This window comes from Streptomyces sp. NBC_00029, assembly GCF_045160505.1.
Taxonomy (GTDB): domain Bacteria; phylum Actinomycetota; class Actinomycetes; order Streptomycetales; family Streptomycetaceae; genus Streptomyces.
Map to the genome: position 1 here is coordinate 7,261,542 of NZ_CP108292.1, position 13,979 is coordinate 7,275,520.

Sequence of the window (13,979 nt, forward strand, 5' to 3'; positions counted from 1 at the left end):
TGGGTATGATCTTGGTCGACGCTCCGATGAGGGTGTCGATATGCAAGTTCACCGCAAAATCAACCTTGGTGGCCCACAGGGCAAGAGGCATTGATCTTTGCTGGTTGTAGCGTTAGCGGGGGCGTTTCGTGTCAGGTCCAGGCTCAGAGTTGACCACTCTGGGTGCAGTTCGTCTTTTCGTCACGGCAATGACCGCCCTGCTTTCCCTGCCGTCCCACGAGGGCTCGGCCGACGCCTTATCGATGTCCAGCCCCTCCTGTCACGGCCTTCTGTAGTCGCCCACGGCGGGCGTCGCTCCCGGTCTGGCCATGTCAGAGGACTGAGCAGTCCCGAGTTGGTGCGGTCGGCCGTCTTCGCAGGATTCCGCGATACTCGGCTCCACTGCCCGGCCGAGCCCTTTTCCGTTCCGTGGCCGGCCTGCTGAGGCATTTACCCGGCTGCCGTCTCCCAGGCATGCCCATCGGATCCCGCGGCATCCCGAAAGCGGACCCTTTCGTTGAGCGCACATAATCGACCCCGGCCCAGTCGGGGAGTGTCGTGCTGCCCGCAGATCGACGGAAATCAAGACGCATGACACACCCTCGCCTTCTTGAATTCGCAATCAAATGGACGGCGATTTCGGGAACTTGCCAAGATCGTTTTTCCCAGTAAAGTGATGATCAACTTCTGGTTACGGGCCGGGAATTCCTGGCCCATTCTCTGCCATAAGTGCATCCCGAACAAAGGAATGAAATGAACCGAGTCAAGATTGTGGTCACGGGACTCGCGGTGGCTGTTTGCGCCACGGCCGTCGCGACGACCAGCGCGTCTGCGGCACCCAAGAACGAAACCACCGCGGCCGCCTTCCAGGAAGCGTCCACTCAGCCCGACAACGTTGTCGGCGATGGCCGCATCGAGGCCCGCAGCTGGGCCGCCATCGGCCGTGCGGTCGGGGCGGGCGTTGTGGGCAACCTGGCCTACGACGGCGCCAAGAAGGTGTTCGGACACGCTCCGAGGGCTCAGGAGAAGATGTTCCGCCGGGGCGGTGTGCCGACTCAGGCCGACACCGGCGCGGCCAGCATGTCGCGCGCTTTCGACTAATCCCACGACCGCTTGATCACCTCTGTGCGGCGGGCCCTGTCCGGGCCCGCCGCACAGGCCCGCTTGGAGGCGACCGAAACGGTGGAACAGTCAACTCTCGAAAGTGCGCCGCTCGCACACTGGAGCAGACCCAGGAGGGTCGGGCTGCTGGCGGCCGGCGCTGTCATCCCGCTCGTGCTGGCCTTTCATTTCGGCATGACGGCCCTGCATGAAATGCCGTTCAATCCGCTGAAAGAGAAGTACGGCGAAGAAGTCAACGCCTACATGCTGCCGCACTTCGGTCAGGACTGGCATCTGTTTGCGCCGGACCCCGTGGACAGGGACAAGGGCGTGTTGGTGCGGGCCCAGAAGCGTCAGCCGGACGGATCGACCGTCACCACGGAATGGGTGGATGTGACGTCCCCGGGTCTGCTGAAACTCTACGGCGAGCGCTTCTGGCCATCCAGAGAGTTCCGTGTGGGCTCGGGCCTGCCGCAGCTGCTCGAATCCTGGCCCAACCCTGAACTCGAAAAGATGAGAAGCAAGAATCAGGGTCCCCGCGAGCCGGGCAATGAGGAGCAGGAAAAGAACAGAAAGGAAGATCCTCCTCTCACTCCGGACGAGAAGGACGCCCGTGACCAGGCGGCCCTGTTCGCCCAGTCATTCGCGAGCGCCGAGGCCGGCAAGCTGTGGGGTCCCGATCTCGAATATGTGCAGGTCCGGATCGCGACCAACGAGTTTCCCAGATTCTCGCAGCGCTACTCACGTGACGCAAAGGGAAAGATTTCCTACTACGACCTGGATTGGGCGAGGCCGGTTAAGGTGGAGCAGTGACGAAAAAGGAATTCCGAGCCGACGCCCGGTCGAACACTGCGCTTGCCGGCATCAAGGGAATGGTGTACTCCCGGCTCGAGAGCTTCAGCGGCAGCCGGAGCGCGCTCACCGGAGCGGCTCTCACCAGAATCGCGCTGGGGGCCATCGGGTTCTGGTTCTATCTTCGGGACTATTTCCGGCGAAGCTACCTCTGGGGACCGGAAGGAGTGTGGCCCTGGCAGAACTTCACGGCGCCGGAGAGCGATGTCTTCTCCATCTATGAATTCAGCAAGTCCCAGGCGTGGTTCGAGCTGTGCTTCCACGTCGGTGCAGTGATTGCCCTGCTGTTCATGCTGGGATGGAAGACCCGGGCCATGACGTTGTTGCACTATGTATTCCTGTGGTCGCTTCAGCAGAGAAACCCGATGCTGCTCGACGGGGGCGACAACGCGACCGTCATCGTCCTCCTCTTTCTCGTGTTCGCCGACTGTGGTGCCCGATTCTCGCTCGATGCCTCAGTGCGCCGCGGGAAGCAGGTGATGCCCGATACGGAATCGATGCGGTACCGGATCGGATCGCTGCTGCATCACACCGCGCTGCTCGCAGTCGTCCTCCAGGTGTGCACGATCTACCTTGTTTCCGGAATGTACAAGGTTCAGGGAGAGCGCTGGCAGAACGGGACCGCGCTCTATTACATCCTCCGTGTGGGGGAGTTCGGTTGGCCCGGTGTCAATCACATCTTCTACGAGCACGCCACTCTGGTAGTGGCGATGACATACGCGACCGTATTCTTCCAGATCGCCTTCTCGTTCCTTCTTCTGAAGCGCTCCCTGCGGCCCCTCGCTGTCACCGGCGGCATTCTTATGCACCTGGGGATCGCCGTATTCATGAGCGGTCTGCTCACCTTCTCCGCCACCATGATCGCGCTGGAACTGCTCATCATGGGAGACGACCACTACCGCCACCTCGCCCAGAGGATGCGGCAGCTGTTCGGCAGGCGCGAAAGCCTTGAACCTGCGGCCAATGCCGCCTGAGACGAACAAGGTGCCGGGGCCGGCGCCGGGGTCGAGTGCGGCTCGGGAGAAGTGGGCGCGGAGGCCTCGGCATGGGTTCCGCGGCCTGCTCCTGCTGACCGCCATGGTCTTGGTGGCACTGAGCTCCGGGATGTTCCTCATGCCCCGCCCACCGGCGCTCAGCAGCGCAACGACGGGTGATGCCGCGCTCGCCGCTCAGGTGCGCGCGGCGGCCGGCGACGTACGCGGATACCGTGGGATCGCCGTAGCCCTCATCGAAGGGGATCGGGTTCGCTTCGCGGGCCTCGGTGGATCGGGCAACCCCGAGCATCCCGGCGTCGACCAGTCCACCGTCTTCGAAGCCGGCTCACTCGGCAAACCGATGACGGGCATGCTTCTCGCCGAACTCGCCTCCCGGAAGAGCCTGGACCTCGATGTACCCCTGCAGGAGCTCCTGCCCGATATGAGCTTCCGTGACAGGGCCTTGGGATCCGCCCCCCTCCGTGACCTGGCGAGCCACCGGGCCGGGCTCGACCTGATGCCCGCGAATCTCGACACGTTCCTTCGAGGGGCAGGACTCAGAACCCTGGGCAGGGACCCCTATCGCGGTATGACCCAAGAGGACGTGTTCACAGCCGGACGGAATGCCGTTGCCTCAGGAGCCGGAAGATTTCGGTACTCGAACCTCGGTATGGCGCTCGCCGGCCAGACGGCCGCTCGCGTGCTGGACAAGCCGTACGAACAGCTCCTGCAGGAGCACGTGCTCACGCCGCTGGACATGCGGGGCACGCGCATGGTGCACTCCGACGCCACCGCACCGCCCAACAGTGCAACGGGATACAAATCCAACGGTGTTGTCATGGAGCACTGGCTGGCCTCGGGCTACACACCGGCAGGCGACGTCTGGTCGACGAGCGAAGACCTCGCGCGCCTGCTGCAGGCCCAGCTGAGCGGCGCCGCGCCCGGTGCCGATGCAGCCGTGCCGCGGTTCGACGCCGGGAGGGCCGGGGAGATCGGACTGGGCTGGTACACCACCCGGACGCAGGGCCGGGAGATCACCTGGCACGACGGAGTATCCGGCGGATTCACCTCTTACATGGGTTTCGACCGGTCGGGCCACAAAGGCGTTGTCGTTCTCTCCAATACGAACCGCCCCGTCCAGGCCATCGGGACGCGCCTCCTGGGTCTCACCGCAGACGCGGGCCACCCCGCACCCGACGCCACTCGGACCGCACTGACCGTGCTGTGCAGCGCAGGAGCGGCAGGCCCTGTTCTCTACGTGGCCCGGCGCAGATTCCCGAAGCGGATCCACTGGGCCCATCTCGGCATCAGTGCCGTCTTCGGACTCGCCCTGCTGATCCTCGTACGGCGCACCGGTGACTGGCTGTCGGTTCCGCCCATCGCATGGGCGCTCGGAATGGCCGGCCTCTCCGCCGGCATCGTGCTGGGCATCCGCCGAGGTCCGTCACCGGACGACGACCGGGACCAGCAGGCAGGGGAAGGAGCCGTTCTCCCGACGGCCCGGTACGCAGGGGCTCTGCTGTTGCTGCTTCTGCTCGTCATAGCCGCCGAGCTCTGAGAAAAGGATGAGGTATCCATGAGCCGTACCCACGCCGCAGTGGTGGGAACGGGGCCCAACGGCCTGGCGGCCGCGGTGACCCTGGCCCGCGCCGGACTGCGTGTCGAGCTGTACGAGGCCGCAGACGAAATCGGCGGAGGGCTGCGATCCAAACCCCTCTTCGACAGCGACGTACTCCATGACATCTGCGCGGCCGTCCACCCGATGGCTGCGGCGTCACGGTTCTTTCGCGAGTTCGACCTCGCCGCCCGCGGCGTAGAGCTCCTGCACCCCGAGATCAGTTACGCCCACCCCATGGACGGCACCCGTGCAGGCCTCGCGTTTCGTGATCTGGACGCCACGTGCCGGCATCTCGGACCCGACGGTGCCCGTTGGAGGGCGACGATGGAGCCTCTGCTCGATCGCAGCACGGGCGTCGTCGACATGCTCCTCTCCGGCCAGCGCCGCATCCCCCACGACCTCCGTGCCCCCTTCGTGCTGGCGCCCAGAGTCCTTGCACACGGCAGTCCGTTCGCCGGCGGAGTGTTCCGAACCGAGCGGGCACGGTCGTTGCTCACAGGAGTCGCCGCTCATGCCGTCGGCAGACTGCCCAGCCTCGCCGCCGGTGCGGTGGCCCTGCTCCTGGGACACCTTGCACACGGCACGGGATGGCCGATTCCACGGGGCGGCAGCGTCCGCATCGCCCAGGCCATGGCGGACGACATCACGGCGCACGGCGGAACGATCCACACAGGGCGTCGCATCACCGATCTCCGGGAACTCGACCACGCCGGCGCGGTACTGCTCGACACCAGCCCGAAGGGCTTGCTGCAGATCGCCGGCAGCAGACTGCCCGCCCGCTACACCCGCCGCCTCGAGCGCTTCCGCTACGGCCCCGGCGCCGCCAAGGTGGATTTCCTCGTATCCGACCCGATCCCATGGGCCGACCCCGAGGTCGGCAGGGCCGGGACGGTCCACCTCGGGGGAACCCAGCGTGAGATGTTCCACCAGGAGACCCTCACATCAAAGGGCATCGCCACCGACGAGCCCTTCGTCCTTGTGGTCGACCCCATGACGGCAGACCCCACGAGAGGCCTGCCCGGCAAGCGCCCGGTATGGGCTTACGCGCACGTACCGAACGGCGACACCCGGGACCCGGTCGAGATCGTGCGCGCGCGCATCGAGCGCTACGCCCCGGGTTTCACCGACACCATCGTCGCCCAACAGGGCATCTCCGCCTCCGGATACGAGGCCTACAACCCCAACTACGTGGGCGGTGACATCGCATCCGGCGCCATGACGCTCACCCAGAGCGTTCTGCGCCCGGTTGCCCAGGCCGACCCTTACCGCACCCCCGTGCCAGGTCTGTATCTGGGCTCCGCCTCCACCCCGCCGGGGCCGAGCGTTCACGGCATGTCGGGCCATCTCGCCGCGCTTTCGCTGCTGCGCCGCGAATACGGAGTCCGGACGGCGCCATCCCTCGCCCCCCGCTCCTGAAGCCAAGTGGGTCTCGGCGTGGGGGACTTCGGCTCTAGATCTCGGTGACCTTGCCGCCGGAGACCTCCAGGCGACGGGTCACGTGCACCGCGTCCAGCATGCGGCGGTCGTGGGTGACCAGGAGGAGGGTGCCCTCGTAGGCGTCGAGGGCGGCCTCCAGCTGCTCGATCGCCGGGAGGTCGAGGTGGTTGGTCGGCTCGTCCAGGACCAGCAGGTTCACCCCGCGGCCCTGGAGCAGGGCCAGCGCCGCACGGGTGCGCTCGCCCGGGGAGAGGGTGGCCGCCGGGCGCAGGACATGGGCCGCCTTGAGGCCGAACTTGGCCAGCAGAGTGCGGACTTCGGCCGGCTCGGTCTCGGGGACCGCCGCGCAGAAGGCCTCGAGAAGCGGTTCGTCGCCGAGGAACAGACCGCGCGCCTGGTCGACCTCGCCGACCAGGACGCCGGAGCCGAGGGTGGCGGAGCCGGAATCCGGGGTCACCCGGCCCAGCAGGACGGCGAGGAGCGTGGACTTGCCGGCGCCGTTGGCCCCGGTGATCGCCACCCGGTCCGCCCAGTCGATCTGCAGGCTCGCCGGGCCGAAGGAGAAGTCCCCGCGCCGGACGGCCGCCTCGCGCAGGGTGGCCACCACCGCGCCGGAGCGCGGGGCGGTCGCGATCTCCATGCGCAGCTCCCACTCCTTGCGGGGCTCGTCGACGACGTCCAGCCGCTCGATCGCCCGCTGCGTCTGACGGGCCTTGGCGGCCTGCTTCTCGCTCGACTCGCCGCGCAGGTTCTTGCCGATCTTGTCGTTGTCGGAGGCCTTGCGGCGGGCGTTGCGCACGCCCTTGTCCATCCAGTTGCGCTGCATCTGGGCCCGGCCCTCGAGCGCCGACTTCTTCCCCGCGTACTCCTCGAACTCCTCGCGGGCGTGGTTGCGGGCGCGCTCGCGCTCCTCCAGGTAGGAGTCGTATCCGCCGCCGTAGAGGTTGATCTGCTGCTGGGCCAGGTCGAGTTCGAGGACCTTGGTGACCGTCCGGGTAAGGAACTCGCGGTCGTGGCTGATCACGACGGTGCCGGCGCGCAGTCCCTTGACGAACCGCTCCAGCCGCTCCAGACCGTCGAGGTCGAGGTCGTTGGTGGGCTCGTCGAGCAGGAAGACGTCGTACCGGGAGAGGAGGAGCGAGGCCAGGCCCGCGCGGGCGGCCTGGCCGCCGGAGAGCGCCGTCATGGGCAGGTCGAGACCGACCGCGAGGCCGAGGTCGTCGGCGATCTCCTGGGCCCGCTCGTCGAGGTCGGCCCCGCCGAGGTTCAGCCACTGGTCCAGCGCGGTCGCGTACGCGTCGTCCGCACCCGGCGTCCCGTCCACCAGGCCCTGCGTCGCCTCGTCGAGCGCCGCCTGCGCTGCGGCCACGCCCGTACGGCGGGCCAGGAACTCGCGGACCGTCTCCTCGGGCCGGCGCTCCGGCTCCTGCGGGAGGTGACCGACGGCGGCGCCGGGCGGGGAGAGCCGCAGCTCACCGGTCTCGGGGGTGTCCAGGCCGGCGAGCAGCCGCAGCAGGGTCGACTTCCCGGCGCCGTTCACGCCGACGAGGCCGATGACGTCGCCGGGGGCGACGACGAGGTCGAGATCGGCGAAGAGGGTGCGCTCACCGTGCGCGGCGGTGAGCTTCTTGGCGACGAGGGTTGCAGTCATGATGTGCCGATCCTATCCGCGCGCGGACGGGGCCCGGCATGGCCGGATAGGTGGGAAGCACGTCATTGCGGCCATCACGGCGGCGCAACACCATGGAGTCATGTCCTCGCCGCCGCGCACCGTCCTCGTCCTCCTCTACGAAGGGGTCCAGAGCCTGGACGTGACCGGGCCGGTGGAGGTGTTCGCCGCGCTCGCCCGCTTTCCGGGGCGGGCAGGGTACGCGATCCGGACGGCGTCGCCGGGAGGCGGGCCCGTCCGCACCGGCAGCGGGCTGACCCTGGTGCCGGACGGGGAGCTGGAGAGCGCCCGCCCGGGGCCCGGGACCACGGTGCTGGTCCCCGGAGGGCGGTTCACCGCGGACTTCGAGCCCAGGCTCACCGACTGGCTCCGTACCCACGGGGGTGGAGCGGAGCGGCTGGTCTCCGTGTGCACGGGAGGACTGCTGCTGGCCGAGGCGGGGCTCCTGGACGGACGGCGGGCGACGACCCACTGGTACGCCTGCGAGCGGATGGCGCGGGACTACCCGGCCGTCGCCGTCGACCCGGACCCGATCTACGTACGGGACGGACCGGTGGCCACCTCGGCCGGGGTCACGGCGGGGATCGACCTCGCCCTGGCGCTGGTGGAGGAGGACCACGGGCAGGACGTCGCCCTGACGATCGCCCGGCACCTGGTGGTGTTCCTGCGCCGGCCCGGCAACCAGGCACAGTTCAGCGCCCAGCTGTCGGCCCAGACCGCCCGCCGGGACCCGCTGCGGGACGTGCAGCAGTGGATCAGCGAGCACCCGGGGGAGGACCTGGGCGTCGAGCACCTCGCCGCCCGTGCCCGGCTGTCGCCGCGGCACTTCGCCCGGGCCTTCCGCGCCGAGACCGGGGTCACGCCCGGCCGGTACGTCGAACGGGTGCGGGTGGACCACGCGCGTCGGCTGCTGGAGGAGAGCGGGGAAGGGATCGCGCAGATCGCCCGGGCCTGCGGCTACGGGACCCCGGAGGCGATGCGACGGGCGTTCCTGAGGACGCTCGGCCAGCCCCCCGCCGAGTACAGGCGCCGTTTCGGCACGGTCCGCCCCTGAGGGCCGGCCCCGGCGTGCCCAGAAGAAGGAGCCGCCCCGCCCAGGGGACGGCGTCGTGTTCCGACCACCGCTCCGGAGGAGCCATGCAGATCGCCGTACTGCTCTACGACCACTTCACCGCCCTCGACGCCATCGGGCCCTTCGACACCCTCGGGCGGCTGACCGACGCCGAGGTCGTCTTCGTCTCCGAACGGCCGGGGCCCGTGCGGACCGACAACGGATCGCTCGCGCTCGTCGCCGACAAGGGGCTCGACGAGGTCACCCGGCCCGACATCGTCATCGTGCCCGGCGGGCCCCATCCCGAGCGGGAGATGGCCAATCCCGTGGTCATGGACTGGCTGCGCACGGTCGACGCCACCACCACCTGGACCACCTCGGTGTGCACCGGTTCCCTGCTGCTGGCCGCCGCCGGGCTGCTCGACGGGCGGCGGGCCACCAGCCACTGGCTCTACCTGGACCAGCTGCCCGGGCACGGGGCCCGGCCCACGGGCGAGCGCGTGGTGTTCGACGGAAAGTACGTCACCGCCGCCGGGGTGTCCTCCGGGATCGACATGGGGCTCACCCTGCTCGGCCGGATCGCCGGCGACGACTTCGCCCGGGCCGTCCAGCTGATGACCGAGTACGACCCCCAGCCGCCCTACGACGCGGGCTCGCCCGACAAGGCCCCGGCCGCCCTCGTCGAGATGCTGCGGGGCAACCACACGCCGGGCTGAGGGGTCGCCGTCACGGGGTCCAGGTGAAGAGCGGAGCGCGGCGCTCCAGGAACGCGGTGACCCCTTCCGCCGTGTCCTGACCCGCGGCCGCCCGGTCCTCCCAGTACGCGTCCCGGTCGGTCCGGCCGTCCGCGAACTCCTTGGCCGCCGCTTGGGTCAGCTGCGAGCGGGAGGCCAGGATCCGGGTGAACTCCGCCACGCGTCCGTCGAGTCGACCGGCCGGCAGCAGCTCGTTCAGGAACCCCGCGCGCAGCGCCGCCTCCGCGCCGATCAGCTCCGCGGAGAAGAGGAGGTACTTGGCCCACGCGGGGCCGACCAGGGACGCCAGCCTGCGGGTGGAGGAGGCCGGGTAGACGATGCCCAGCCTGGCCGGGGTCACGCCGAACGAGGACCCCTCCTCGGCGAAGCGCAGGTCGCAGGCGGCCGCCAGCTGGCTGCCGCCGCCCACGCAGAAGCCGCGGATCGCCGCCAGCGTGGGCTTGGGGAAGGCGGCCAGGGCCTCCTCGGCCGCCACGGCCAGGGCCCGCGGGTCGTCCTCCCCGGCGGCCCCGGCCTCCCCGGTCAGGGAGGAGATGTCGGCGCCCGCGCAGAAGGTCGCTCCAGCCCCGGTCAGCACGAGCGTCCGTACCGCCGGGTCCTTCGCCAGGTCCGTCAGCAGCTCCGGGAGCGCCCGCCACATGGCGGCGGTCATGGCGTTGCGCTTGGCGGGGTGGGAGATGACGACGGTGGCCACCCCGTCGGCGACCGTGTGGAGGAGGGCTGCGTCCTGGGCTGCGTCCATGCGCCGGATGCTATCCCGGGCGGTCGTACCTATGATCAAGGGAGTCCGTCGGGGGTGCGAGGAGGTGGCGCGTCCATGGGCACAGACCGTGCAGACCGCACCGGGGCGAGGGTCGGGGGCCCCGAACCGCAGCGGGAGAAGAAGAAGCTCAGCCGCAGCTTCGCGATGATGACCGGGCTCGGAGTGGTTCTGGTGCTGGCCGGTCTGGTCGGACTGGTCTACACGGGCCTGGCCACGCTCACCACGATGTTCCTCTTCGGCTGGCTGCTGCTGATCGGCGGTGTGGTGGGCCTGCTGCAGGCCGTGCAGTCCCGCAGGAGCAATTACTTCTGGCTCGCCGTCGTCGTCGCCGCGATCAACCTTGCCGCGGGTTTCGTGATCCTTCGCCGCCCCGAGGCGAGCGCCGAGGCGCTGACGATGTTCGCCGCGCTCCTCTTCCTCATCGGTGGACTGTTCCGGCTGGTCGGAGCGCTGGTGGTGCGTGGATCCCATTTCGGGCTCGCGGTCGTCCAGGGCGCCTTCGGCATCCTGCTGGGGTTCCTGATCCTCTCCAACTGGCCCGGCAACAGTCTGTACGTGATCGGAACCTTCTTCTCCCTCGCCCTGCTGTTCGACGGGCTGAGCCTGGTGGCCATGGGCATGGGGTCCCGGCGCATCCTGGGGTTGGTCAGGGAGGACGAGGTCACGGAGGAGGCCGGCGCCGCGGACGGGGCGGGCGAGGCGGCCGAGAAGCGTCCGACAGAAGATCAGGAACAGTCGAACAACTGACTCTGTCATACGCCAGTGGTCAGAAAGTGTCCTATAGGCGCTGACTTCTGGTCAGCAGTCGGGTCCGGACCAGCCCGTTCACCACTCTTGTCGCGTGGAGACGATCGAGCGTGAAGACGGGGGACGGAAGATGGATGTCAGCGGGAGCGTCCCGCCAGCCAAGGAGGGTGAGGCGGAGGCTCCGGCCGACCCCCTCGCCTACGAGGGAGTGTGGAGGTTCACCGCGCCCGCGGTTGAAGAATCCGTTCCGCAGGCCCGCCGCGCGGTCAGGGACCTGCTCGGGCGCCAGGGGGTGCCGGCCCATCAGGACCTGGTGTACTCCCTGCTCCTGATCGTCTCCGAACTGGTGACGAACTCGGTCCGGCACGCAGCCCTGCTCTCGCCGGAGGTCGCGGTCGAGGTCGCGATCGGCCGCGCGTGGGTACGGGTGGCGGTCGAGGACAACCACCCCTACCGCCCCAAGGCACTGGAGGCCGACTTCGGCCAGACCGGCGGCCGGGGTCTGCTCCTGGTACGGGAGGTCACCCTGGAGGCCGGCGGTGTCTGCGACGTCGAGCACACCTCGACCGGCGGCAAGGTGATCTGGGCCGCCCTGCCCCTCACCGCCCCGCCGCTCACCGCCCCGCCGGCCGCCCGCTGAGCGGCGGCCGGCGCGGCGGCAGGGCCGCGCAGCGGCGGACGGCGGAACAGCGGGAGGGCTCAGGAGCGGGACGAACAGCGGGACGGCGGAACAGCGGGACGGCGTACGGGCTACCAGCCCGCCGCGTCGCCGGTCAGTTCGCGGATCGCGGGCCGTGCCGCGTCGAGCACGGTCATGAACCAGGCCGAGAACGGAACTTCCGCGTGCCGCTTCGCCAGTTCCTCGGCGGTGACGAAGGCGGTGTCCTCGACCTCCTCCGGATCCGGCCGTACGGCGGCCTGCGCAAGTCCCACGAACAGGTGATTGAACTCCTGCTCCACCAGACCCGATGCGGGGTCCGGATGGTTGTAGCGCACGGTTCCCGCCTGCGCGAGCAGCGAGGGCGACAGCCCCAGCTCCTCGTGGGTCCGCCGCGCCGCGGCCGCGAACGGCGACTCCCCGGGGTAGGGGTGACCGCAACAGGTGTTCGACCAGACGCCGGGGGAGTGGTACTTCCCGAGGGCCCGCTGCTGGAGCAGCAGACGGCCCTGCTCGTCGAAGAGGAACACGGAGAACGCCCGGTGCAACTGCCCGGGCGCCTGATGGGCGGAGAGCTTCTCCGCCGTGCCGATGGTGTTGCCGGACTCGTCGACCAGTTCGAGCATGATCGGTTCTTGAGTACCGGTGCCGTTGGACGCGCTGTTCGCGGCGGTGGCTGGTGTGGTCGGCATACCCATCCTTCGCTTCGGACTTCGGCCCTCAGTCTGCCGTACAAAAGCGGCTTGTCCCCACTTCGGAGATCCGCGCATGTCCGCCCCCCGCCGCGTGCTAGGGGGTGCCTTGTCGATCACGCCGGGCTCGCAGGCCTGATCGGCAAGACACCCCTCGGGCGACAGGGGGCGGATCACTCACGCGTCACGTCGCATGACGTCGCGCAGCCGTCAGACGCCGAACGGGGCCGGATACCTGATCGTCCCCGACGGCACCGGAACGCGATCGTCCAGCACCAGCGCCATCATCGCCTCGTCCGGCACCTCGAACGGTGCCCGGATCCCGAAGTGCGACGCCGGTACGAAACCGAAGCGCGGATAGTACGCCGGGTGTCCGAGGACGAGGACCAGTGACTCCCCGCGCTCCCGGGCGGCCGCGAGCAGCGCCCGTACGACCGAGCTGCCCGCGCCCGAGCGCTGCAGCGCGGGATCGGCCGCCACCGGTGCGAGGGCGAGCGCCGGGGCGCCGTCGACCTCGCACCGGGTCAGCAGGGCGTGCGCCGCCACCGACCCGTCCGGGGCCTCGGCCACGTACGACAGTCCGGGCAGCCAGGAGCCGTCCGCGCGCAGCGCGTCCACGAGGTCGGCCTCCAGCGGCGTCTCGAACGCCGCCAGGTTGACCTCCCGTACGGCGGCCGCGTCGGCCGCGGTCTCCGGGCGGGCGGGCCAGGCGTCGCCGTCCCCGGCGGTCACCGGGCGCAGGACGTAGCCCGTGTACCCGTACTCGTGGCCGTGGCGGGCCCGTACGTCGAGCTCCTCGCGCGTCGCGGCCAGTGCCCTCGCCATGGCGGGGCCGGCCGCGACGGTCCGGTCGCGGACCCGCTCGGCGAGCGGGCCGTAGTACTCGGCCCAGTCCGAGTCGGGCAGGTCGTGCACGCCGAGCACCCGGTACCCGGCGGCCTGGGCGGCCGCGAGGTTGCCGGCGGTGGTGCGCAGCGCGCAGTGCGGGTCCCAGAAGGCGCGGGCGCCGGCGGACGGTTCGGGGACCGACCACTGGCACTCGGTCAGCACGAGGGTGCCGCCCGGGGCGAGCAGCCGCTTCCACCGCGCGAGCGCGGCGTCGAAGCCGAGGATGTAGGCGGAGCCCTCCGCCCAGACGAGGTCGAAGGAACCGTCCTCGAAGCCCCCCTGCGGGAGGGCGCCCATGTCGGCCTCTACCGTGCGGACCCGGTCGGCGAGCCCGCGGGCCGCGGCGGCTGTACGGAGCTCGCCGAGGAAGGGGGCGTGCAGGTCGACGGCGGTCACCTCGGCGCCGCCGCTCCCCGGTCCGCCCGTGCCCGGTCCGCCCGCCTCGGCGCCGCCGCTCCCCGGTCCGCCCGTGCCCGGTCCGCCCGCCTCGGCGGCGAGCAGCAGGGCGCTGCGGCCCGGACCGCAGCCCAGGTCGAGGACGCGCGGCCGCTCGGGCAGCGGTCCGCACAGGGACAGCAGGTGGCGGGTGGTCGCGTCGGAGCCCGGAGCCTGCCGGGGCAGGCCGTGGTGAAGGGCGAAGAAGGCGCGCGTGAAATCGTCGGCATCATCGAACTCGTCGTTGATGTCGCCGTTGGTGTCGTCGATGAAGTCTTCGTCGAAGGTATTGCTGTCGGTCAACGTGAACCCTTGAAACGGGGGCTCCGGCCGACGAGGGCCCAGCTGTGTGATCAGGCC

The 13,979-nt window shown here is 69.8% G+C and carries 13 protein-coding genes; 9 read left to right on the plus strand and 4 right to left on the minus strand.

What is annotated here, in order from left to right; genetic code table 11:
* Positions 1–732 precede the first annotated feature (732 nt).
* The 5 genes from OG753_RS33600 (at position 733) to OG753_RS33620 (ending at position 5,940) form a co-directional block, all read left to right on the plus strand.
* The gene (locus OG753_RS33600) at positions 733–1,080 is read left to right on the plus strand and encodes a hypothetical protein (RefSeq protein ID WP_327265370.1); all 348 of its coding nucleotides are present in this window, start codon (positions 733–735) and stop codon (positions 1,078–1,080) included.
* 12 nt (positions 1,081–1,092) lie between these two features.
* On the plus strand, positions 1,093–1,893 hold the full coding sequence (locus OG753_RS33605; RefSeq protein ID WP_405791243.1) for a DUF5819 family protein: 801 nt from the start codon (positions 1,093–1,095) through the stop codon (positions 1,891–1,893).
* Complete coding sequence (locus OG753_RS33610; protein ID WP_327265372.1) at positions 1,890–2,906, plus strand: HTTM domain-containing protein; 1,017 nt, start codon at positions 1,890–1,892, stop codon at positions 2,904–2,906. Before OG753_RS33605 ends, OG753_RS33610 begins: the two co-directional genes overlap by 4 nt.
* 130 nt (positions 2,907–3,036) lie before the next feature.
* Entirely contained in the window at positions 3,037–4,464 is a 1,428-nt protein-coding gene (locus tag OG753_RS33615) for a serine hydrolase domain-containing protein (RefSeq protein WP_405791244.1), read from the plus strand.
* Positions 4,465–4,482: 18 nt separating this feature from the next.
* On the plus strand, positions 4,483–5,940 hold the full coding sequence (locus tag OG753_RS33620) for a phytoene desaturase family protein (RefSeq protein ID WP_405791245.1): 1,458 nt from the start codon (positions 4,483–4,485) through the stop codon (positions 5,938–5,940).
* A 34-nt stretch (positions 5,941–5,974) separates the two neighbouring features.
* Here the strand turns inward: OG753_RS33620 and OG753_RS33625 are convergent, their stop codons facing one another.
* Entirely contained in the window at positions 5,975–7,612 is a 1,638-nt protein-coding gene (locus OG753_RS33625) for an ABC-F family ATP-binding cassette domain-containing protein (RefSeq protein ID WP_405791246.1), read from the minus strand.
* Positions 7,613–7,712: 100 nt separating this feature from the next.
* Between OG753_RS33625 and OG753_RS33630 the strand changes: the two genes are divergently transcribed.
* Positions 7,713–8,684 carry a GlxA family transcriptional regulator gene (locus OG753_RS33630; protein ID WP_405791247.1) on the plus strand — a complete coding sequence of 324 codons (972 nt, stop codon included), beginning with the start codon at positions 7,713–7,715 and terminating at the stop codon, positions 8,682–8,684.
* An 83-nt stretch (positions 8,685–8,767) separates the two neighbouring features.
* A complete protein-coding gene (locus OG753_RS33635) occupies positions 8,768–9,397 on the plus strand; it encodes a DJ-1/PfpI family protein (RefSeq protein ID WP_405791248.1) in 630 nt (209 codons plus the stop codon).
* A gap of 10 nt (positions 9,398–9,407) precedes the next feature.
* Here the strand turns inward: OG753_RS33635 and OG753_RS33640 are convergent, their stop codons facing one another.
* Positions 9,408–10,178 carry an enoyl-CoA hydratase-related protein gene (locus OG753_RS33640; RefSeq protein WP_327265378.1) on the minus strand — a complete coding sequence of 257 codons (771 nt, stop codon included), beginning with the start codon at positions 10,176–10,178 and terminating at the stop codon, positions 9,408–9,410.
* Between the two features lie 75 nt (positions 10,179–10,253).
* On the opposite strand from OG753_RS33640, the gene OG753_RS33645 reads away from it, so the two are divergent.
* Together OG753_RS33645 and OG753_RS33650 are read left to right on the plus strand one after the other, a co-directional pair.
* On the plus strand, positions 10,254–10,946 hold the full coding sequence (locus OG753_RS33645; RefSeq protein WP_327265379.1) for an HdeD family acid-resistance protein: 693 nt from the start codon (positions 10,254–10,256) through the stop codon (positions 10,944–10,946).
* Positions 10,947–11,076: 130 nt separating this feature from the next.
* A complete protein-coding gene (locus OG753_RS33650) occupies positions 11,077–11,586 on the plus strand; it encodes an ATP-binding protein (protein ID WP_327266986.1) in 510 nt (169 codons plus the stop codon).
* 110 nt (positions 11,587–11,696) lie between these two features.
* On the opposite strand, the gene idi is transcribed toward OG753_RS33650, so the two are convergent.
* Positions 11,697–12,296, minus strand: coding sequence for an isopentenyl-diphosphate Delta-isomerase (gene idi / locus OG753_RS33655; protein WP_030649398.1), 600 nt, complete (start codon positions 12,294–12,296; stop codon positions 11,697–11,699).
* A gap of 210 nt (positions 12,297–12,506) precedes the next feature.
* The gene (locus OG753_RS33660) at positions 12,507–13,868 is read right to left on the minus strand and encodes a GNAT family N-acetyltransferase (RefSeq protein WP_405792904.1); all 1,362 of its coding nucleotides are present in this window, start codon (positions 13,866–13,868) and stop codon (positions 12,507–12,509) included.
* Between the last annotated feature and the right edge of the window lie 111 nt (positions 13,869–13,979).